21 protein-coding genes are annotated in these 22,474 nt (G+C 46.0%); 9 read left to right on the plus strand and 12 right to left on the minus strand.

Going from position 1 to position 22,474, the window contains the following annotated elements:
• From ptsN to mgtE, 4 genes are all read left to right on the plus strand, one after another.
• Nucleotides 1-444: a PTS IIA-like nitrogen regulatory protein PtsN gene (gene ptsN / locus K5Q99_RS06790; RefSeq protein ID WP_220591971.1), complete on the plus strand. Its 444-nt coding sequence runs from the start codon at nt 1-3 to the stop codon at nt 442-444.
• Nucleotides 441-1,295 carry an RNase adapter RapZ gene (rapZ, locus tag K5Q99_RS06795; RefSeq protein ID WP_106649413.1) on the plus strand — a complete coding sequence of 285 codons (855 nt, stop codon included), beginning with the start codon at nt 441-443 and terminating at the stop codon, nt 1,293-1,295. Before ptsN ends, rapZ begins: the two co-directional genes overlap by 4 nt.
• The gene (locus K5Q99_RS06800; protein WP_106649412.1) at nt 1,282-1,557 is read left to right on the plus strand and encodes an HPr family phosphocarrier protein; all 276 of its coding nucleotides are present in this window, start codon (nt 1,282-1,284) and stop codon (nt 1,555-1,557) included. The genes rapZ and K5Q99_RS06800 overlap by 14 nt, the downstream gene beginning before the upstream one ends.
• Before the next feature lie 260 nt (nt 1,558-1,817).
• Nucleotides 1,818-3,182 carry a magnesium transporter gene (mgtE, locus tag K5Q99_RS06805; protein ID WP_220776420.1) on the plus strand — a complete coding sequence of 455 codons (1,365 nt, stop codon included), beginning with the start codon at nt 1,818-1,820 and terminating at the stop codon, nt 3,180-3,182.
• 96 nt (nt 3,183-3,278) lie between these two features.
• On the opposite strand, the gene K5Q99_RS06810 is transcribed toward mgtE, so the two are convergent.
• Nucleotides 3,279-4,115 carry a molybdate ABC transporter substrate-binding protein gene (locus tag K5Q99_RS06810; RefSeq protein WP_220776421.1) on the minus strand — a complete coding sequence of 279 codons (837 nt, stop codon included), beginning with the start codon at nt 4,113-4,115 and terminating at the stop codon, nt 3,279-3,281.
• Between K5Q99_RS06810 and K5Q99_RS22710 the strand changes: the two genes are divergently transcribed.
• Nucleotides 4,101-4,226, plus strand: coding sequence for a hypothetical protein (locus K5Q99_RS22710; protein ID WP_259399979.1), 126 nt, complete (start codon nt 4,101-4,103; stop codon nt 4,224-4,226). The genes K5Q99_RS06810 and K5Q99_RS22710 overlap by 15 nt on opposite strands.
• Nucleotides 4,227-4,374: 148 nt before the next feature.
• Here K5Q99_RS22710 and K5Q99_RS06815 read toward each other — a convergent pair whose 3' ends face one another.
• Nucleotides 4,375-5,064, minus strand: coding sequence for a YiaD family glycine zipper/OmpA-like lipoprotein (locus K5Q99_RS06815; RefSeq protein WP_373317028.1), 690 nt, complete (start codon nt 5,062-5,064; stop codon nt 4,375-4,377).
• A 676-nt stretch (nt 5,065-5,740) separates the two neighbouring features.
• Between K5Q99_RS06815 and K5Q99_RS06820 the strand changes: the two genes are divergently transcribed.
• Nucleotides 5,741-5,974: a transposase gene (locus K5Q99_RS06820; protein ID WP_107946534.1), complete on the plus strand. Its 234-nt coding sequence runs from the start codon at nt 5,741-5,743 to the stop codon at nt 5,972-5,974.
• Nucleotides 5,975-6,510: 536 nt separating this feature from the next.
• Here the strand turns inward: K5Q99_RS06820 and K5Q99_RS06825 are convergent.
• Entirely contained in the window at nt 6,511-7,371 is an 861-nt protein-coding gene (locus tag K5Q99_RS06825; protein ID WP_106649407.1) for a PA4780 family RIO1-like protein kinase, read from the minus strand.
• 335 nt (nt 7,372-7,706) lie between these two features.
• Nucleotides 7,707-8,027: a hypothetical protein gene (locus tag K5Q99_RS06830; protein ID WP_220776423.1), complete on the minus strand. Its 321-nt coding sequence runs from the start codon at nt 8,025-8,027 to the stop codon at nt 7,707-7,709.
• 179 nt (nt 8,028-8,206) lie between these two features.
• Here K5Q99_RS06830 and K5Q99_RS06835 point away from each other — a divergent pair, with 179 nt between their 5' ends.
• Nucleotides 8,207-8,755, plus strand: coding sequence for a DUF2799 domain-containing protein (locus K5Q99_RS06835; protein WP_220776424.1), 549 nt, complete (start codon nt 8,207-8,209; stop codon nt 8,753-8,755).
• 128 nt (nt 8,756-8,883) lie between these two features.
• Here K5Q99_RS06835 and K5Q99_RS06840 read toward each other — a convergent pair whose 3' ends face one another.
• Nucleotides 8,884-9,645, minus strand: a complete 762-nt coding sequence (locus K5Q99_RS06840; protein WP_220776425.1) for a phosphatase PAP2 family protein — start codon at nt 9,643-9,645, stop codon at nt 8,884-8,886.
• 225 nt (nt 9,646-9,870) lie between these two features.
• Between K5Q99_RS06840 and K5Q99_RS06845 the strand changes: the two genes are divergently transcribed.
• Nucleotides 9,871-11,811 (plus strand): putative bifunctional diguanylate cyclase/phosphodiesterase, encoded by a 1,941-nt coding sequence (locus K5Q99_RS06845; RefSeq protein ID WP_220776426.1) that lies wholly within the window; start codon nt 9,871-9,873, stop codon nt 11,809-11,811.
• Between the two features lie 1,046 nt (nt 11,812-12,857).
• Here K5Q99_RS06845 and K5Q99_RS06850 read toward each other — a convergent pair.
• From K5Q99_RS06850 to K5Q99_RS06880, 7 genes are all read right to left on the minus strand, one after another.
• Entirely contained in the window at nt 12,858-13,301 is a 444-nt protein-coding gene (locus K5Q99_RS06850; protein WP_246604408.1) for a hypothetical protein, read from the minus strand.
• A 948-nt stretch (nt 13,302-14,249) separates the two neighbouring features.
• Nucleotides 14,250-15,080: a hypothetical protein gene (locus K5Q99_RS06855; RefSeq protein ID WP_220776427.1), complete on the minus strand. Its 831-nt coding sequence runs from the start codon at nt 15,078-15,080 to the stop codon at nt 14,250-14,252.
• A gap of 98 nt (nt 15,081-15,178) precedes the next feature.
• Nucleotides 15,179-15,886: a LysE family transporter gene (locus K5Q99_RS06860; protein WP_220776428.1), complete on the minus strand. Its 708-nt coding sequence runs from the start codon at nt 15,884-15,886 to the stop codon at nt 15,179-15,181.
• Nucleotides 15,887-16,022: 136 nt separating this feature from the next.
• Entirely contained in the window at nt 16,023-16,865 is an 843-nt protein-coding gene (locus tag K5Q99_RS06865) for an AraC family transcriptional regulator (RefSeq protein WP_107946525.1), read from the minus strand.
• A 253-nt stretch (nt 16,866-17,118) separates the two neighbouring features.
• Entirely contained in the window at nt 17,119-17,847 is a 729-nt protein-coding gene (locus K5Q99_RS06870; protein WP_220776429.1) for a hypothetical protein, read from the minus strand.
• Nucleotides 17,848-18,063: 216 nt separating this feature from the next.
• Nucleotides 18,064-19,701: an alkaline phosphatase gene (locus K5Q99_RS06875; RefSeq protein WP_220776430.1), complete on the minus strand. Its 1,638-nt coding sequence runs from the start codon at nt 19,699-19,701 to the stop codon at nt 18,064-18,066.
• Between the two features lie 40 nt (nt 19,702-19,741).
• Complete coding sequence (locus K5Q99_RS06880; RefSeq protein WP_220776440.1) at nt 19,742-21,238, minus strand: alkaline phosphatase family protein; 1,497 nt, start codon at nt 21,236-21,238, stop codon at nt 19,742-19,744.
• A 297-nt stretch (nt 21,239-21,535) separates the two neighbouring features.
• On the opposite strand from K5Q99_RS06880, the gene K5Q99_RS06885 reads away from it, so the two are divergent.
• Entirely contained in the window at nt 21,536-22,351 is an 816-nt protein-coding gene (locus K5Q99_RS06885; protein WP_220776431.1) for a transporter substrate-binding domain-containing protein, read from the plus strand.
• Nucleotides 22,352-22,474 lie beyond the last annotated feature (123 nt).

Below are 22,474 nucleotides of genomic sequence, written 5' to 3' on the forward strand. Positions count from 1 at the left end.
ATGGAACTTTGTACCATACTGCGGCCGGAGTGCACTACCTGCGCCACTCCGGGCAGCAAGAAAAAGGTACTGGAACTCATCAGCGACTTAGTCGCTGCCCAGTACCCGACCCTCTCATCTCAAGAGATATTCGAAAGCCTAGTGGCGCGCGAAAAGATGGGGAGCACAGGTATAGGGAACGGCATCGCCATTCCACATGGTCGATTAACCGATATAGATCAGCCCATTGCCATACTCATTAAGTGTGAAGAGCCGATAGCATTCGATGCTATCGATAAGCAACCTGTTGATATTTTATTTGCACTACTAGTGCCTGCTGACCAATGTCAGCAACACTTAAGTACCTTGTCTTGCATGGCCGAAAAGCTGAGCGACAAGCAAATATTAAAACAATTACGCAAGACGCATGATGAAACGGAACTCTATCAGGTAATCACTGGATGAAACTGGTCATAGTGTCGGGCCGCTCAGGCTCAGGTAAATCTGTCGCCCTAAGGGTACTCGAAGATCTCGGCTATTACTGTGTCGATAACCTTCCCTTGCCCTTAATCGGCACTTTGCTTGAGCAACTCAAAGGCAGTAACGATCTCGTCGCCATCAGTGTCGACGTGCGTAACATGCCAGAGCAGGACAAGGTTCTAGTTAAACAACTCGCGAGCCTACCTCCTGATACTGAGTTAACGAGCTTCTTCCTCAATTCTAGCGATAAAATTCTGCTTAAGCGTTACAGCGAGACTCGCCGTTTGCATCCTTTGTCAAAGAGCCAAGTCTCTTTACAAGAAGCAATAAAACGGGAAGGGAAACTGCTCGAGCCTATGTCAAAACTGGTCGATCACTACATAGATACGTCGAACCTGAATATCTATGATTTAAGCGATCAAGTGAGACAAATTCTGCTCGGCAGTGTCGATAAAGAATTAGTGATCAACTTTGAGTCCTTTGGCTTTAAGCACGGTATGCCCACCGAAGCCGACTTTATGTTTGATGTGCGCTTCCTGCCTAACCCACACTGGGAACTGGCGCTGCGTCCATTAACTGGCTTAGATGAGCCAGTAGCTGAGTTCTTAAATCGCCAACCACTGGTCAATAAGTTCATCTGGCAAATCGAGAATTTGCTAGAAACTTGGCTGCCGCACCTCGAACGCAACAATCGCAGTTATTTGACTGTGGCGATTGGCTGCACGGGTGGGCAACACAGATCGGTTTACGTCGCAGAGCAATTGGCTAAACGCTTTAGTAACGGTAAACATAAGGTTTATGCCCGCCATCGAGAGCTGAATAATGCCAAAGCTTGAACGTCAGATCACCATCTGTAACAAACTGGGATTACATGCCCGTGCCGCCACAAAGCTCGTGGTACTGGCATCCGAGTTTGATGCAAGCATCACCTTGATACAAGGTGATAAACAGGCATCCGCCGCCAGCGTACTCGGCTTATTGATGCTTGAGACTGGCATGGGTAAAACCATTAAACTTATCGCCGAAGGCCCAGATGCTGAGCCCGCTCTGGATGCCATTTGTGCCTTAATCGACGCTAAGTTTGACGAAGCCTGTTAGTTTCATTTCATATTCAGTGTTTCAAACAGGCACTCAGATTAGTACACATCACACTTAGCACTGCGTATTTGTGCAGTTCACATCTCGTTTCAAAAGCTTGGCGACACATTTGTCGCTCGACGGCACGAACCATAGGCGATTACACTAGCGAGTATTGCCGCCGACTCACCTTAGTCTTAACCGCCTAGTCTCAGCCCTGCGCCAAGCAGCGTACTCTCGAACCAATTTGCCGCACAGTGGCGGACAACTATGGAGGACAAATGCCCGTAGATAATTCAGAAAACGATCACACCGGACATAGTCTAGACCAGTTAAACAAAGCGCTTAGTAGTGGCATGTTTGTGCACGTACGTAACATGCTGCAAAAAATGGCCGCATCTGATATCGCGCTGATCTTAGAATCCTCACCACCCAGCGCCAGACAAGTGCTGTGGCAGCTTATCGATCAGGAACAAATAGGCGACATACTCGATGAGTTGAGTGAAGAACTTAAAGATCCGCTGATCCGCAGCATGAGTCCTGAGCGGGTTGCGAAGGCAACGGCGAGCATGGACACCGACGATCTAGCCTATATTCTGCGTAGTCTTCCCGATGCCGTTTACAAGCAAGTGCTGCAGTCGATGACGGAACAAAACCGCCAGCGGGTAGAACAGGCCTTATCCTATCCCGATGAGACCGCCGGCAGCTTGATGAACACAGATACCGTCACCTTAAGACCCGATGTGAATATCGATGTGGTGCTGCGCTATCTTCGCCAAAGGGGTAACCTGCCAGACACCACAGATACCTTATATGTGGTCGATAAACAGGACAAAGTGCTCGGCGGTGTCAGGCTGGCAGATCTGCTGACCTGCGCGCCAAGCACCACAATTCGCCACATCATGGACCCCGATATCCAAAGTATTCCTGTGAGCATGTCCGACAGCGAAGTGGCGCAGAAATTCGAACGTAATGACTGGGTATCTGCTCCCGTCGTTGACGGCGATGGCAAGCTGCTAGGACGGATCACAATCGATGACGTGGTCGATGTTATCCGCGAAGACGCCGAACACTCCATGATGGGGATGGCGGGGATGGACGATGACGAGGATACTTTTGGCCCAGTGCTAAAAAGTACCCTACGTCGCTCACTCTGGCTCACGATTAACTTGTTCGCCGCGCTACTCGCCTCCTCGGTCAGCAATATGTTTGAAGGCACTATCGAGCAATTTGCTACCATCGCTATCTTGATGACAATTGTCCCTAGCATGGGCGGTGTGGCCGGTAATCAAACCTTAGCGCTCGTGATCCGTGGTATTGCTTTAGGCCATATCGGCCAAAGCAACGCCCGCTGGCTTATCGGTAAAGAGCTATCGATTGGTTTTCTCAATGGCTTGATGTGGTCAATTTTAGTCTTTATCGCCGTGTTGCTGTGGAAGGATGATATGGCACTGGCGGGCTTAATTGGTAGCGCCATGCTGATCAACATGACAGTGGCAGGTCTTGCAGGTGCGAGTATTCCATTGATTTTAAAACGCCTTAAAATCGATCCCGCCCTCGCGGGCGGCATGGTGCTCACCACAGTCACTGACGTGGTTGGTCTGTTCGCCTTCCTCGGATTAGCCACGCTCTACCTGATGCACTAACGCACTAATTCTTTAACGCTTTTACAGTTTTAGTTGATAACAAAAACGGCACCAAAAAGGATGCCGTTTTTTATCTCGCTGGAAAACTAAACAAGGCTATTTTGCCGGAGGTTGAAAACCATAACGACTCAGAATCGCTTGGCCTTTTGCCGATAAAATAAACTCAGCTAACGGCATTGCGGCAGCATTGGCGTCCTGCAAAACCAATAAACCATAGTCGGCACCCACGGCGAGCTCCTGCGGTAAGTCGATGATTTGTAAACTAGGCACTTCTTTTTTAGCCAGCACAGCATTAGTGCAATAGGTTAAAAAGATATCCGCTTGCTTGTTTTCCATCACCCAGCCATAAGGATTGCGATCTTTAGGCGGTTTAGCACTCTCAGGGCCTCCCGTCAGTTGCAATGCCTTGGTCTCTAACGCGGCTTTCGCATTGGGTTTTACCGCTTCTGCCTTAGCAAAAACGGCCCAGGCATAATCCCCCGCCGGATCGGCTTTCGGGGTTGAAGTGCCAACTTTGACCTTAGGATCTAACAAGGTATCGAGTAGCGTTGCGCTCGTCACCTGGACATTATCTTGGGCAACCGCGCAGAGTTGATTACGGGCAAACATTTGCACTGCTTTACCCTGACCCGCATCCACTAACGCCTGCGGATGTTTCATGTTGGCCGAAGCAAAAATATCGACTTTCTCGCCCTCTTGAATGCGTTTCAACAATAAACCTGAGGGTGCATATTGCGCAGCAACACTCGTGTGCGACTCGGCTTGATAAGCGGCAATAATATCCTTCATTGCAGCCTTTAAGCTGCCTGCGGCGCGCAATTCTATCGGCGCAGCGCCCGTGGTCACTTCGGCTTTCATCGGCATTCCTTGTACAGCAGCCACCATGATGACAGGGCTTAAACTCAAGGCGACTAACAGGTGTTTGCTTATCATAATCATATTCTCCTCTGGGCGCTAAAAGTCATTCTGGTGACTTATCCCCATACAGAACGTGAAATCGATAAAGGGATCAAGCTGAACTCATCCCAAGGCAAACCGCTGTGATGTGATTGTGGTGTAGATCACCCATAACACAGGTTAGCAAGGACAAATTGTCTAGCTAAAATCCGCGAGGCACTCATGGCTAAATATCCCAAACACGGACACAAAAAAGTCGCCCTCAGGCGACTTTTGTAAAACGGATAATGCTGAACTACTGACCCGTCGGCGTTAATACAATCTCAACACGGCGGTTTTGGGCGCGGCCATTGGCATTGGCATTCGATGCAATTGGACTCGCTTCACCCATGCCTTTTGATTTTACACGGGCAGAGGCGACGCCTTTGCTCATCAAGTAATTACCCACTTCGCCCGCACGCACTTGTGACAGACGTAAATTGTACGAGTCTGAGCCACTGCTGTCGGTATAACCTAATACGTTAAGCTGCGTTTTGCTGTATTCCTTGGCCACAAGCGCCACTGAGTTCAACACGCGTTTAGCGCCGTCACTTAACTCGGTTTGATCTACGCCGAAGGTGACTTCATTAGGCATGTTCAAAATGATGTTATCACCGCTACGGGTTACACTCACGCCAGTTGAAGCGAGTTGTTGGCGTAATTTGGTCTCTTGCACATCCATGTAATAACCAATACCACCACCGACTGCAGCGCCCGATGCCGCACCAATTAACGCACCTTTACCACGGTCGCTTTTACTCGAAGAGACGACGCCAATGGCAGCCCCTGCAACAGCGCCAATCAATGCGCCACTGGTCGCTTTAGCGGTTTGCTCTTCGTTTGAATAAGGATTGATTGTTGTACAACCCGATGCAACAAACGCGGTCGTTAATACCACTATGGCTAACAGGGATGGTTTAGATTGCGCTGCCTGAAAACACTTCATCATTTATAACCTCTTTATATGATTGATGACTGTGAATACCGCTCAAAGGGCAAGAAATATCACTTCACACTAGGTAATACGAATGACCTAGGGATTGCCACAAGGCAGGCAGTATATAAGTAATTGCGCTCGAGACAATCCTTTATCCATATTCAATTCTGCTAATCCAGATTGTAGTCAGCAAAGATACAGATTTCGGGTTGCAATCGTGCCTTAGACAGCCCTGTTCCATATCAAACCGATGGCACCGAAATAGTGCGTCTTGCACTGTTTTTGGCAGCACTAAAAAATCAAACCGTTTTAATCGAATATACAACACAATGATTTTAAAGAATAAAATAAAAATTAGAATATTGGCACGAATTTTACATACTACTAAGTGAATAGACAGTCAGACGCGGTAGAAATCGCCGAAAATTCAAGTCGACTTCAACAGGATTAATCCAAATTAAATGGACCTATCGAGACAGAAAATGCACTCGAGTATTTAGGGTCATGAAGGAGGAAGTATGAAAACAGTCATGAACTTTATCGCACTATGTCGCCACGAATGGATCTGTCTGCGCCACCTAGGCCTGAGTCAGTGGGATTTAGAACAGCGTCAATATCCTCAATAACAGGCAACACAAACGGTCATATTTTAGTTAAAAAGCAGTAAGTAAAAGAGGGAACGCTCATGGGAATCTCAGAAAATAGTCTCAAGCTCCATGTTATCACCGAGGTTAAAGTGCAAGGTCGCTTACTGTCGGATGTTGCACGTCAATACGGTCTATCTGCCAAGGCAGTCTACCAATGGGTTCGGGAAAGCGATCTACAACCCCAGCAAAGAGAATGCGCATTAATGAGCGAGATTGCCCAACTGCAGAAAAGAATTAAACAGCTCAATAACGAGCTACGCACCATAGGTTAAGCGCTGCATGGCAATTAATGCCTGTACAACAAACTAAATGTGCCCGAATAGACAAGGCCGGACGAGATTGCATATCGCCCTGCTGATAACGCTAACGATGTAAAAGATGTGCTAACAACAATAATAACAGCGCCCTTTTTAGTCCGGCCTTGTCGTCCAAATTGATAGACCCAACGAAGATTGGGAAAGAGTATTAACAGCAACAAACGAATAGGGACAATGCAAAAGTTTCGGCAAGACTGGGGAGGGAGTTATCTCCCCCAAGATCAAATATGTGAATTGTGCTCCCCCAAGTCATGAACATATTTCTCTCTCTGGTCTTGTCATTTTATTCACAGTTCTATGATTGCTAGCTTGTTTGTAGCAACAAGGATGGCCCCAGCTTCTATTGGGGATTAAGCCAAGGATTGGCTAACGCCAAAAATTAAATAACAATAATAAAATCAACAATAAGAATAATAGTGACACTTAATTTTTAGCATAAAAAAGACGCTACTTTGAGCGTCTTTTTTATGGGCGAAAACAATGACTGACGATTAATAGTCTTCTTCGTTTGCCTCTTGGATCCTTTGTTTACGCTCTTGCGCCTCTTCAAAGGCCGCTTGAATTTCCTCTAACACGGCACTGACATCGGCTTCGACCAATACTTCAGTAAACTCACCCGTTAATGGTGTTTCAGGTTTTAACTCACCCGCTTCAAACAGGGCCCAAATCTCTTTGGCATATTGTGTTTTTAACAGCTCAGGAGCATACAGGCCATAGTATTGGGTCATATTATTCACATCACGCGCTAACATCCATTTGGCATGGTTATTCGCAGCGGCATCGACAGCTTGAGGCAAGTCAATAATCACAGGCCCTTCGCTATCGACTAGCACGTTAAACTCAGACAAGTCACCGTGCACTAACCCAGCACAAAGCATACGTTTGACATAGGTCATCACCAACGCATGATCTTTCAGGGCTTTTTCTGCCGACATACTGACATCGTTTAATCTCGGCGCCACATGTCCATCAGCATCCGTCACTAACTCCATCAGCAACACGCCATCGAAACAACCATAGGGTGTTGGTACACGCACACCTGCATTTGCTAAACGATAAAGCGCTTCAACCTCGGCATTTTGCCAAGCTTCTTCCTGCTGATCGCGGCCAAATTTAGACCCTTTTTCCATCGCACGCGCACGACGGCTATTGCGGACTTTTCGGCCTTCTTGATACAACACAGCTTGCTTAAAACTGCGCTTGTCCGCTTCTTTATAGACTTTGGCACAGCGGATATCATCACCACTGCGTACAACGTACACAGTCGCTTCTTTACCGCTCATTAACTGGCTAATGACCTCATCGACCAGTCCTTCATCAACCAGGGGTTGGATTCGTTTCGGAGTTTTCATAGCGCCCTTATACCTTACTTAGGCATGATATGGAATACTGCGGGCAAATCTTCATACAAAAGCGGTCTCCAGCGGAAGGTTGATGAATATAGTTCAGGATTATTAAACGAATTTTAAGTAAAAACTAATGCACTTGCGTGTTAAACACAATACCAGATTTACTGAGGACTTTGGCAAAGAAAGAGACTGGAAATGAAGCTTAAACTAAAAGAATATTCTTTTCCGCCAACCTATACAAAGCAAGAGGTAAAACCACAGCCACTATCCTGCTGCTAACATTCAAATTCAAGACCGCTCAAATAGATATCCGAGCTAGGTTTACGTAAAAAATTAACTCACACAAATAAGGCAATCACACTTCCCACGGTCGCTGCTGCTTTCAATATTTGCCCAGCGCTATAATAAGTATCGTTCGAATCGCGAGTGTCATCAGGGGCGGCATCATCGGGAGCAGGCAATTGTGGTTTGCTCGTCGCAGCAACATCGGAACTGAACTCAGCTTTGGGAGCAGCCAAGCCTAAAGCGCCATAGGTAAAGGATTTGAGTCCATTTGGCTCTGCAATCTCGCTGGGTTGATGAACCGATTTGGCCGTCGGTAATGAAGCAGAATGCGCCGATGAAACGGGTGAAATCATAGCTAACCCCAAAGCAGACATGAAAGTGTTAATCGCAAACTAACATAATATCAGCCGGTTATCATGCATCCATCCGTTAAACTGTGATGGATTTTGCCCAAAAAAGCGCATCTAAGACAGAATCATCGGCGGTATATAAAACTAGATCTCCCCCAGAAGAGCCTTTATCCTAAACGCCACAACATATAGAGAACTTGTCCATGCATTATCCAAGCCTTTTCCTCGCCCTTTCGGTCCTATCGCTCACTCAATGCAGCAGCTTATCGATTGAAGAATGCGCCAATAGTGATTGGTTTGCCCTAGGACTGGCCGATGGCAACCGTGGGACGAGCGCAGGGCAATTGAATCAATATCAAAAAGATTGCCGAGAATTTAATCTCAGCGTCGATACCGCACAGTGGAAACAAGGATACCAGCAAGGGTTAGCCAGTTACTGTCTTCCCGAAAATGGCTATCGCGTTGGCTTAGCGGGAGAAAGCTACTATGGAGTTTGCAGCAATAACGCCTTCGTTGAACGTTATAATCAGGGCCATCAACAATATCTAACTAACAAACGCTTAGCTGAAATAGCCGATCGCTTAAATGCCATTGATAGAGAAATAAGCAGTCTTGATGGCAAGATCAATAATCTCACCGATAAGGCCGACTTATTAAAACAGAAAAACAGCCTACTCAATGAGAAGAACCAATTGTTAGATGAAAGATCTCGCCTACGCAGACCCGATATGCGTTTCGAATTCAGATTTTAAGCCATAAAAAAACACTGAGCCCAATTGAACTCAGTGCTTAGGTTAATCACATAGGTTAGTAGCTTTAAATTAATAGCATAAATTAGTGATATAGATTAGTGGTATAAATTAGGCAGTTCCATAGTCCGCTATTTTTGCGGCAATCCAGCAGTGGATTTAACGTTTACCCTTTGGCTAACATCGGCAAATTTAGCTTTTTTTAACCCCGCTGGACGCAGGAAAAAACCATAGTAAAGTAGGCTCGCCGACGTCCATGCTATGGCTAAACTCCATAAGTCATGGCTCAAAAAATGGGCGCCTCGTAACTCTTGGCCGACACCAAACACGAGTCCCAAACCCACCCCAAAAATCAAACCAAACTTAGCTAAATGCGGACGATACTCACGCAGCACGTAATATAAGGCAACCCAGGCAAACCCGCCGCTTGCATGGCCGCCAGGGAAACATTGACCAAATTCAGTGCCTTGGGGTAAACGGGCAAACAGGGATGAATGCAGCATATGGCCGCCAAACTCAATCACATCCCAGGGGCAAGTCATGTGAGTAACGCTCTTGCCAATGCGTACCAGCAACACACTGGCCAATACGCTACAAAATAGATAAATCAATCCTTTGCGGTACGGCTTAACCCTGTCACTTCGAAAACTAAAGGCAATGCCGACTACAACGCTCACCGCCAGCAAGATAACAAAGTTATGCCCAGCAACGTGCAATACATTTTCGGTCAGCCAATGGCCTCTTAATGGCCAAGAGTCAACGCCACCCTGCCAATGAAATAACAAGGTCGCCACTTTCATATCAGCATGAGTCCATTCAAGCCCAATGATGATCGCCGCAAACACTAATAGTGGCGCGATTAGATGCCCTTTGGCAAAATCGATAAATGTCATCCTAACATAATCTTTCAAATAGTTACCCACGCATAAATCCACTGACTAGAATATCTTTTGTTAGCGTAGCGCTGAATTCTTATCTAAAACTTAAGAAACACAATCGTACGATTGCTAACAAAAAACTTACATCTCAATACAAGTAAATTTCTGCAAAAAAACTCACAACATGAGTAAAAAGACTATAGTTTATAAATAATATCGCGCCTCTAGGACTGAGCATTCATGCCATACAATTTCGCCATTAATCAGTCTCAAAAAGATCGTTTATTCGCCGACATTGCTATCGACACAGACAAAATCGTGGTTCCCCAAGTCATGGTTGATAACTGGCAACAAACCTTAGATTTGCTCTCTGAATTGGTCGACACTCCTGCCGCATTGATCATGCGTGTCCATCAAACCGATATAGAAGTGTTTACCTCGAGCCGCACTCAGGGGAATCCCTATAAAAAACACGACAAAGACAGTTTAGGCCACGGACTTTACTGCGAGACTGTGATTAAAGCAGGCAAGGAACTCCACATTCCTAATGCCCTAAAAGATAAAAACTGGGATAAAAATCCGGATATTAAACTCGGCATGATTGCCTACTGTGGCTTGCCTTTACGTTGGCCCGATAACAGCGCCTTTGGCACTATCTGCATGCTCGATAACAAAGAGCATAATTACAGCCAACCGTTTCGCAGCTTACTCGCTCGTTTTCAAAATGGTATCGAAGCCAACCTAGTCACCCTCTATCAACAGGCTAAGCTGCAACTGCACAATCAAGAGTTAGAGCAAAAAGTGCAACAGCGCACCCATGAACTCGCCGAACTCAGTAGCAAGCTCATCAAAGAAATCGAAAATCGGACCTCCACCGAAACCTCACTGGAATACCACAAAAGCTATGATCCACTGACGGGATTACCCAATCGTATCAATTTGATTAATAGCCTCTCGACCATGCTAGAAGAAGTGGATCGCAAGGAAAAGATTTCAGTACTCTATCTGGGGCTACGTAATTTCAAATCCATCAACGACAGCTATGGCTATTTGATTGGCGATAAAATTCTCACTATTCTCAGCCACCGTTTACAACACTATGCCGATGAAAACACCTTCATAGCCCGTATTGCTGGCGCCGAATTTGTGATTATTCAAGCCCATAAACTTTCGAATAACGAAACCAATAGACTCATCAATAAAGTACTTAACTGCTGTAATACCCCCTTTGGCGTGGCGGATTTTGTGATCACTATTCCATCGAGCATAGGTATAGCTCAAGCGCCCATCGATGGCATAGATGCCGCCATTCTGCTGCAAAAAGCCGGGGCGGCGATGACGATAAGCAAAGCCGATGGCTCAACTCACAGCTTCTTTAATCAAGATACTCAAGCGGCTTTAAACCTACGCTATCAACTGGAATCTCACTTAGTCGATGCATTGAACAAAAACGAGTTAAGCCTTCATTACCAACCCTTTATTAACTTAAAAACTCAAAAAGTGATAGGTGCCGAAGCCCTGCTGCGCTGGTACAATCCCATTCTTGGTAATGTCGCCCCAGACAGATTTATCGCCTTGGCTGAACGTAATGGCCAGATTATTGATATTGGCAATTTTGTATTGCATACCGCCCTAGCTCAGGCGGCTAAATGGTGTCGCGAGCTAGACCAAGAGTTTAAAATCGCCATCAACATCTCCCCTTTGCAAATGCGCAATCCCCGTTTTAGCGAGCACATAGCTGACTTACTCACCCTCTATCAATTGCCACCGACCGCCCTAGAGCTTGAAATCACCGAAGGCATGTTGATGCAGGACGAGCATATCGCCCACAACGCCATCCAAAAGCTGCAGGAACTCGGGATCCGCATCTCGCTAGATGACTTTGGTACAGGCTATTCATCCCTAAGTTACCTACAAAAATATTCTTTCGATACCTTAAAAATCGATCGCTGCTTTATCAGTAAACTAGAAGAAAACGAACAAGATAGGGAACTCACTAAAGCGATTATAGCCATAGGCAAGAAACTGAACTTAGCCGTGATCGCCGAAGGCGTGGAAACCCTAGAACAAGACGCCTTTATTCGCCACGAGGAATGCGACTTAGGCCAAGGCTACCTCTACGGTAAACCCATCACCGCAACACAGTTTGAGCAGGAGTTTATCCATAAAAAAGAGCATTAAAACGCGACTAAGCAATGCCGCATAAACAGCCATTTCCACAGACGGTTATAACTCACATTTAGACAAAAGTGAGTTAGTTTTTTACTCGAATCAGTGGACTTCGGATAAATATTTCTATGGACGAACATCCTGCTAACAGGCAAATGGTGTTTAGCTATAATTTTGGAACGTAGAGATAAAAGCCAAACAGTATTTCTCCCTGTCGAACAGCTTGTATATTACCGCTTCTTGATTACGTTACCGTATCTATCTCTCCAACCTTCAATTTCAGGCGTTGAGAGCAAATATGCGTGAAAAGTGATAATACCATGTGTTTTTCGAATATTTTCAGCCCACCAAATACCCACAATAAAACCGAGACCTGATGCTCTGTACACAATGTTCAATGCCGTATTGAATTCGAAAAAATAAAAGCTAAATAAACTGGGAATGCAAAATAATGCTGTTGCCGAAAGAATTATTTGGAAATACAACCAAGCGAATATAAGCCAAGCTGTTAAATGTAGGTAGCCCTCAAGTGGCTTCATTATGATTAATTTTAGATACTTCATGCAATTCCATTTGGTAACATAACGTCTTAGTATTTATGCGCTGCGCTGTTTGCAGGGCATAAATCGCTTGTTTACTAAATCTCAAATATGGCCACGGCCACATCCATGTCAATTGGTATAAATGATGCTATAGGAATTTATTTTTTTGAGGTAAGGTCTGAGCTGCAGAGCTGTTTTGAGCAAATAATATTGCGTGGTTTGTGCGTATTTCATTGATAATCCTTTGTCATGGTTGTGTTCCATCGTATCTTTTTTAAGTCTAGCTGATTCGAGCAGGCTTAATCATTCCACTAAATCGCAGTTAAGCTCCGCGCAGCGGCTTAGTACGCTTTACTCAACGGCTGCGATAGCAGTCCGATGAAGTAACTTGTTCAGGCCCTGGCTACGCAAATATGCTGACAGAGTCTCGTAATTATTTAGATGATCTGCTGAATAGGCTGGTAAAATATACAGCCCTAGACTAGCGATCAACTCGAACATTTCCAAACAATCCTTCTAATTTTTATATTTAAAGTGAATTGTCCAGTTGTCCTCGAACCAAAGTTCAACACCTAAGCGCACAAATACTAAATTGGTTGTATAAACAGCATCAAACAGGTTTGAAACATATAAGCCTAAGTCATCGCTGCCAACAAAACGCGAAAACTGCAACTTTTGCTTAAAATTTCGGCCAATGTACTTATATTTAAGCGGTTTTTCCAACTCAACAAGCTGGGTCAAAAACCTTTTGATGATTCCGTTCCAAGCACTTATCTGATCATCAGTTGCATCAGCAATAATACTTAAAGAGTCAGTTTCATATAGCCAATGATCAAATACTGTTACCGCTGCACAGCTAAAATCCTCTGCGGTACAATCTTCGTTGTACTTCAACAGAAATGAAAACTTTCTAGAAAGTTCTTCATTTTCATTTTTAGACAGATTACGGAAATTTCTCATTAGGGCCTTAACGTCTTAGTATTTATGCGCTGCGCTGTTTGCAGGGCATAAATCGCTTGTTTACTAAATCTCAAATATGGCCGCTGCCACATCCATGTCAATTGGTATAAATAATGCTATAGGAATTTGCTTTTTTGCGGTAGCGGTTTTTTATACAGTTTGATAGGTAATCACTTGATATCGTTTTACCTTTCTCGTTCTTTTACGCTTATTTTTTTGCTGATGAATAGCTATCTAACGACTCAAAACTCCAAGGAATACACCTCCCCTCGGAGTTGCCGCTGGGCGAATTGACAAATTGCGTGAGTCTCGCCATGGATGGCGAGGTAGCTTTCGCAGGTGCAGGGACGCATCCTTCGGAAGCGATAGCAAATTTGTCAATGAGCACAAGGGGCTTTCAACTCCGTTGGGGGCGTCTTGGAGCATCCAAGGAGGATAGGACGAGCAGTCCTCCTTGGTCGGGTGTGGGGTGAAGCCCCACGACTTTGATTTTGATTAAAACATTCAAACTACGAAAAGATGGGATACATGACTTCTAAGTCGAACCATCAACTTATCTATAGGTAAAGCTTTACTTGGCCTATTCCCCTTTTGAACTGCGAAACACACTTTGGGGGCAATAGCTTTTTTAGCTGCACGAACAGCGATAGGGTTAGTTAAGATTGGCATTGTTGCAACAGTGACCGTTGGCGGCATGGATGCAGCCGTCGAGCCCTCAGGGATGAGTTTATGGCGAGTCACGGGGGAAACTATGACAATAAATGCTGCACATCTGACGATACAATTATCTTGCTTTGGGACAGTAGTTTTTAGCTGAAGGAACAGCTAGAAGGTTAGAGAGGATTAGCATTGTTACAACAGTGACTTTCTAAAACATGGATGATTAAAGCAGCGCCTATCAACCTAGGTCACTGCTTTACATCTCACTATAGGGATAGGGAAACGAAACTAGTCTGCTTTGATGACGGCTTGTTTTAGTATTTCTTGGTCATTTTTATACACCACTAGCTCGCCTGGAGGGCTATCACTGGTGCCTAAGACGGTGACATAACAGTGATACTGGTATGGGCCGCTGCGAAATTGGAATGAATGATTTCCACCGCTACCGTCGAGTACGAGTTTACCCTTGTTCAGCACTAAATCTGGCTTTTCGCTCAATGACTTACCCTTTGCCCAAGCGGCATAACGATATTGGTTGTTGCCCATATTATCGACACGAATAGTAAACTTAGCGGTTTCCCAAGTTAATTCAGGGCTCACGAACTCTCTCACGCTCGCATGTAATCCCGTTTGTTGCTTAGCAATAAGCTCTGCCTTCAGTTTTGCCTCTACCGGTGTTTGATAGTTAATGGCGATGATCTTGCCATCAAAGTCCAGCCACACAACACCGCTACCGAGCATAATGCCGCGCCAGCCCATCGTCTGCCAATCGGCTTCAATCTTAGAATGGGCGATCTGCTCAAGCAGGTTAGGATCAAAAACCTGATCGAAACGTGCGATCATTTCCTGGGTATTTTGAATCGCGGGGATAGGATATTCACGTTTAAGTGGGTAAGCCACACGCTTAGCAATGGCTTCTGGATCATTCGCTTTGGCCGCATCGATAAGCCCTTGCACCAGAGGAATATATTCCTTTGGTAATGCCTCGTCGGCCGCATTCACTGTGCTACTTAACCCCATAGCACCGAATATCAAGGCGGCATAACATAGGATTTGCATCAATTTAGCTTGGCCGAAAATAGCGGTTTTTATTGCCTTTAATGGTGAGGCGAGTGACATCTTTATCCCTTATATCTAAACGTCTCTGCTGAGACCCGAAGCCAAGAATAACATAAGTACACAGGACAAAAACCTAAGCTGATTGACGCAATGCCTGACTAAACCGTCAGCAACAGGTTAGCGTAAATCGCCAGCGCGACCGACATAAAGATAACACCAATAATTGCATCGATAATCGGTGTCAGTCGCTGCAATTTAAGTTGCACCTGCGCCTTAGATAACATCACAGCCACAAAGCCAAACCATGCTAGCGACAGCGATAACAACAAGATAGCGGCAGCGATTTTAGTGCTTGTGGTAACGCTTGGAGTAATCAAGGCCGAAAACAGGGTTAAGAAAAACACCAATGCTTTGGGATTCAATAAATTAGTATAAAGTCCAGTCAAAAAGCCTTGCCTGCGCGACATAGCGCCACCTAAGCCACCAGCAATAGACGCCGCGCCTTCAACGTCAGCAGAAAGAGCATCAACCTTTGTCCCAGCATTTGTACTGGCACTCACTTTACGTTTAGCCAGTATCGCAAGGCCTGCACGCAGGGCACCAAACCCCATCCAAGCGAGGTAAGACGCGCCCACGATTTGCACCAATAAATACAGAGTGTGCGAACTCTTAATGAGTAGACTCACGCCAGTTAGGCTCAAAATCGTGTGGGCTAAAATGGCCATTGAAATCCCCACGGCGGCGGCAATTGCCGTGCCTCTAGGTTGCTGAGTGGCAATCTTCACCATAATAGCGAAATCGGGTCCGGGGCTGATCAAGGCAACCGTGTGGATCACGGCCAAGGTGAGTAATAAAGATAAATCCATAGAGATGCGGCTCCGCAAGAAAAAGTAAAAAACGATAACTGAGGCGGCCAGTATGGCCATTTGTCGCCGGGCTGAATTGTAATAAATTGCACGATTCTGTTTTATTCGAATCGGCAGTCGTCGAAAGACGGAAAAACTAGAGCATGCGCCGCTGAAATTGCACCGGCGATAATAGGAATGCCTGCTTAAAGGCTTTATTTAAATGGCTCTGATCGAAAAATCCAAATTGCTGCGCCACATCCGCCACTAAAGCGCCATGGCTTAAGGATTTTTTCGCCAACTCTAAACGCACCCGCTTGAGATACGCATGGGGTGTCATCCCTGTTGCCTGTTTAAATTGCCGTAAAAACTGAAACTTACTTAAGCTCACTTCATTGGCTAAGGTTTCCAGCTGAGTATTATGCCAAGGCTCATCGTGAATTCGCTGCTTGACTAAGCTCACCTGTAACTTAGATAACCCCAGCTGTTGATTCGGTTTAGATATGCCAGATGACACGCCGCTTGGGTAACGCTCCAGCAGCAGATGAATAAAGTTCAGTAAGTGGGACTCGCCCGCGAGCGCACTGCATTGGCCTTGGATCAATAGCTCGTGTAGCTGAATAAAATATTGATAAAGCGTTGGGTCATCCACCATAGGCGCGCTGAAGAAGTGTTCCTTCAACCCCAGTTCTTGGCTGACTTCATTCATATATTCAACGGGGATAGACATGACTTTCACCCGATAACCGTCGGCATCGCGGCTCTGGCCATCGTGGGTTTCGTCGGGATTTAAGGTCGATAGACTGTGCTGACCGAGTTGGTAACGGCTGCCCTTATTCACAAACTGCTGCGCACCTTGGGTGACCACACCTAAGTGGTAATCCAGATGCACATGTTTATCAAAGCTGAAATGCGTGAATTCCGCCTGACTCAGTTCTATGCCTGATAAGCTGGGATGACGCCAATAGTTAATGTTTTCAATCGGTGTTGCTGTGCTCATCGCTCGCGGCTATTACCTATAAATCAGCATAAAAACTGGGGAAACTCAAATCCACTGAGGTTCATTCTAGCCTTCATTGTCAGCGCGGGAATAGTAAATTATTGCAGCCATATGGTTTGATGGAATGTGCGCATAGATTCGTGCTGAAGAAAAACAAAAACGCCCAACTCTGTGGGCGCTTATAAATAAGGTGATGCTTAAGTTAATCGCTAGACTCGTCAGTATCACTTACACTTAATATCGATTAAATCGATTAATGCGAATGACTGCCGTGTCCGCCTTGGGCTTCAATCGCTTGGCCTTCGCTGTTGTAAAAACCGCTGCTGCCATGCTCGATAAAGCCTTGGTTGATCATCTTAGCGATAAAAGGATCGGACTCACTGTCGCCGACATCGGCAAAATCAATATCTTGATAATCTTGGGTTAATACCACAAACGCATCGCTAGCAAATGGCTCAACGCCCACCAGCTTGTAGGCTAGATTCGGTTGAGATTGACCTAAGATAAACTCAGCGGGCAGGCCGATGGCATCAATCCATACCAGCTCACTCTCCAAGCCGTTAACCTTACCTTCAAAGCCTTGAGTCGCAAAACACGCCTCTTGCTTAGCTTGTGTCTTGGTCATGTGGGTCGGCAGTGCGGGCGATACTACATGGTACAACTGGTCGCGATCGTGCTGAATGTTGAGTGCGCGCAAGTCACCTTTGAGGTAAGTCACAGAACGTTTTTCAGCGGGAAAATAACGCACGTACTCGCCATTGTTCGACCATTGTTCAAATGTTGATCCATCACGCTGAATAATAAAGTCTTGTCCATTACGGATGAGGGTCATTTGCCATTGCTGGCCCTTGCCATTGGTCACTTGATATTGAGCCTTTAAATGCTCGGCTTGTAGCGTTGGACACTGAGCCTCTTGCGCTGCCATAGCAGCATTTGGCAAAACTAAGCTGGATAACATTAGAGCCAATAGACAGTTTTTCATTAGACTTCTCACTTACTGAACAGGGTAAACACTTAAGCTTTTGTAAACGCTTTGGGATGTTAAATCGTTAGGCTAAAGGCCTATGGATGACGTATGCCATCCATAGGCACTGCTTTTACTTAGCTATTACTGCACTATGTCTTACTTCACTATTTCTTAGTGCACTATTTCTGACTTCACTATTTCTTACTTCACGATGCAGAGACTAAGCAAGTCTTACTTAACCGCAGCCGCTTCAGCTTTAGCCACTAAATTTGCCGCGCGGTTCATCACGTGGAAAATGTGGTTCTGCTCAACCGTACCTTGGATAAGATCCGAACTTGGGCCGCGGGCGAAAATCGCCACGTCTTCCCCAGCATGGGTTTCATCGCTTAATGGCACTAGGGCTTCTTGGTGGAATCCTGCACTTTGGGTATCAACAAAGTTCAAGTCCTTACGCCCTGAATCCACTGGGAAGTTGTAACGCTCATCGCCACCTGTTGCTAATGACGCATAGCCCATGCCGTTAGCGTAACCGACTGTGGTATATGGCAAACCGTTAGCATCGGTAGAGTTAGTCACTTCAGCAACGCCGTTGGCGTCGTTCGACTTCACTAAACCTAGGATAGGGTTACCACGGGTTGGATAACCTGCGATGGTGAACACATGGCTGTGATCCGCGGTAACCATTAACAAGGTATCGTTTGCCGAGGTTTTTTCCATCGCCACGCGTACCGCTTCAGACAATGCCACTGTGTCATACAGCGCACGCGCCGCGTTACCCGCATGGTGAGCATGGTCGATACGGCCAGCTTCAACGATCAGCACGAAGCCTTTTGAGTTTTTCTTCAGAATATCAATCGACTTAGCTGTCATTTCTGCCAGTGATGGCTCACCAGTCACGCCCGCTTCGGTGCGGTCGTAGTCGTATTCCATGTGCGATGAGTTGAATAGGCCAAGCAAATGATCTGTGCTTGCTACATCCACATTGAGGAAACCGTCTCTGTCTTGCACGTAAGCGGCGTTAGTGTATTTGTTCATCCACTCGGTTGTAAGGTCGCGACCATCGTTACGCTTACCGGCTTTACCCTCTGGATCTACGGTCGTCTTAGGAATAAAGCTACGGCGACCACCACCCAACATCACGTTAAGACCGCTGCCGTAGTTAAAGTCGAGCATTTGCGCGGCGATATCTTTACAGCCATTAGTCACAGCTTCAGCTGGCAAGTTTGAATCGGCCTCCCAATCACGTTCTGGCGCATGGGCATAGGCCGCCGCAGGTGTTGCATGGGTTAAACGAGTCGTTGTCACCACACCCGTTGCCATTCCCGCCATTGCGGCAAGCTCGAGTGACGTCACCAGATTTTGATCTTTAGTCGAAGCACAGTTAGCACGTACTACGCCTTCGGCCTGTGAAATCACGCCCACGTCGGTTTTGACACCTGTCATCATCGCCGACATAGTACCTGCAGAATCCGGCGTTTGGCCGTCGACGTTATAGGTTTTAGAAAGACCCACATAAGGCAAAGTTTCGAAAGATAACGAGTTTTCTTCACCCGTTTTGCCTTTGAGCTGGCCTTCTAAAATACGTGCGGCGGTAATGGTTGATACACCCATACCGTCACCCACAAACAGGATCACGTTTTTCGCGGCGCCAACATCATTGTTCACGGTTAAACCTTCAGCTTTGGTCACGCGAGCTTGGGCATCGACATACCACTGATTCACAGCAGTCCAGTCTTTACCGTTGCTACCGTTAGACCCATTTGATCCATTGCTACCCGGCGTTCCTGCCGTACCGTTATCGCCATCACTACCGCATGCGGCTAAACCCAGCATGGCTGAAATCGCGACTACTAGTAATTTCTTATTCATTTTTTGCTCCAAAAGTGAGGACTCAGTAACTAATTCGGGATTAGTACTTAGTGCCGCCAAGTTGCTGCGCTTGGTTGATGATGTGGAAGATCACGTTTTGCTCAATCACGCCCTGAACCAGATTCGAACCTGGACCGCTGGCATGCAAACTGACATCTTCACCGGCGTGAGTCTCACTTTCCATTGGGATAAGCGCTTGTTGCATAAAATCTTTATCTTGCGTATCGACTGAGGTTAAGTCGTCACGCACACCCACCACAGCACCAGGACCGTTGGTATAAGCCAGCGTGGTGTAAGGCTTGTTGTCATTCGCTGTCGCTAATGTGCCATCGACGTTATGCACTAAACCTAAGATAGGGTTACCGCGTTTTGGGTAGCCTGCGATAGTGAACACATGGCTGTGATCCGCTGTTACCATGATCAAGGTATCGTCGCTGCTGGTTGCATCCATTGCCGCTTTCACTGCATTAGATAATTCAACCGCATCGGTCAGGGCACGGCTCGCATTGCCCGCATGGTGACCATGGTCGATACGGCCAGATTCAACGATCAGCAAGTAGCCTTTATCGTTCTTCTTCAATATGTCGAGGGATTTGGCGGTCATTTCAGTCAGTGATGGCTCACCAGCTACGTCATCGGCGCGGTCCGCTTCGTATTCCATGTGTGATGGATTAAATAGGCCGAGTAAGTGATCTGTGTTGGCGGCATCAATGGCGTCGAAGCCTTTTTTGTCCCACACGTAGGCAGATTTGCTGAAATTATCGACCCAAGCTTTGGTTAAGTCTTTGCCGTCTTTACGTTTACCGGCTTTGTTCTCACCGTCTGTCACTTCTTTCGGTAAGAAGTAGCTGCGACCGCCACCTAATGCCACAGTTAACGCATTAGCTTCATCGCGCATCACCAATTGGCTGGCGATGTCAGTACAACCATTCGCAACCGCTTCGGCAGGTAAGTTGAAATCGCCTTCCCAATCGCGCTCAGGTGACTTAGCATACGCCGCAGCAGGCGTGGCGTGGGTTAAACGCGCCGTACTGACAACCCCTGTTGATAAGCCTTTAGCATTGGCAAGGTCAACCAAGGTGATTAACTCGTTACCTTTTGAAGACAAGCAGTTACCACGTAAGCTGGCATCCGAAATAGCAATGCTACCCGCTTTAGTCTTAACCCCAGTCGTCATGGCTGTCATAGTGCCCGCAGAATCTGGCGTTTGTTGATTAGTGTTGTAGGTTTTCACCAATGCACTATGTGGAAATTGCTCAAAGCTTAAAAAGCCTTCTTCACCGCCTTGATTACCTGACTGCTGCTGTCCCTGAAAAATCCTTGCAGCAGTTAAAGTAGACACACCCATACCATCACCGACAAATAAAATCACATTTTTAGCGGTTTTTTTAGTGTCGACTTGGGCTTTAGCCACCACGTTTGCCGCACTGTCTTTAAACCACTGGCTGTCTGTTTGCGTTGCGGGCAGGACTGCAGCGTGCGCCACAACCGTCATTAAGCTGCAGGAGATAGCTGCAGCGATCCGTTTAATATTCATCACGTTCATCACCGATTTATTATTGAGTGTATGAGGGTATTCCCTGTAGAGGCGACCCGATTTTTAGGCATTTATGTGACGAATAAGCGTGATTTGGATGGCGGTTTTATTGCAGCTAAGTGTCAGATTTATTTCAACTAACAATATGCCAGACGTTAAGTTTGACCACCAGCAGATCACATTTCAATGTCCTATTGATGCGAGTTCATGGAAACGAGTGATTTAACTTGAATAAAAATGAACCCATTTATTAGGCTAGCTATACTCTAGATAACTCAACACGTTTAGGGACAGGCTATGCAGCGACGGAGCAATATGCGCATTTTTTGGGGGGGGATAGCCCTATTCTTTTGTTTCTCAGTTCCTGCGATCTGTAAATCCACAGCAGAAACTACAACGGCGCTTGCAGCTAAACCTATTATTACCATGGCGTTTTATGAGGACCCCAAACACAACTTTTACTTTAAATGGGCTGAGCTGATATACACCCAAGCCTTTGAACGCTTAAGCTATGGCTTCGCCTATCAAGTGGTTCCCGCAGTCCGCGCCAGTATGATGGCTGACTCAGGAAAAGTGGATGGTGAACCGGGGCGTGTATCTCATTATGGCGAAAAGTTTACCAACCTCATTCGAATTGAAGAACCGGTTATCGATACCCATTTAATTGCCTTCGCACATAATCCCAACATCAAGATTACTAACTGGCAAGCACTGCAAAAGAGTCGATATAAGATCGAATACTATCGAGGCGTGTTCCTCGCAGAACAAAAGCTAAAGGGACTCATTCCAAAGGAACGCCTGACTGAATCCTCATCCCCTGTAAGCTCTTTTCGTAAAATACTCCGCGACCGAATCGATATCTATATTGATACGGAAGCAAGCTCATTGGATCTATTACAAACGCCAGAGTTTCAAGGTAGCGAGATCAGCGCGATTGCCACCCTAGAAGAACTCACCAGCTATGGTTACTTGAATAAACGTCACGCGGCACTCGCCGTTAATCTTGCTCGGGAGTTAAAACAGATGAAGCAAGAAGGCATATTTGAAACCTATAAACAGCAGGCAAAAAAATCACTTAATGATGCAGTGAATAATGGCGATGCCCCACAATAACTTAATCGGCATCGCCAATCTTGTTTCAATTATTTCATTGACTTAATTTCAAAGCGTTTTAGTGTTATCTAAAGTATGTCGCTGACATATATGGCTTAACTGACAGTACATGAATGAACTGAC

The organism is Shewanella hafniensis, assembly GCF_019655335.1.
In the GTDB taxonomy this organism is placed as follows: Bacteria; Pseudomonadota; Gammaproteobacteria; order Enterobacterales; family Shewanellaceae; genus Shewanella; species Shewanella hafniensis.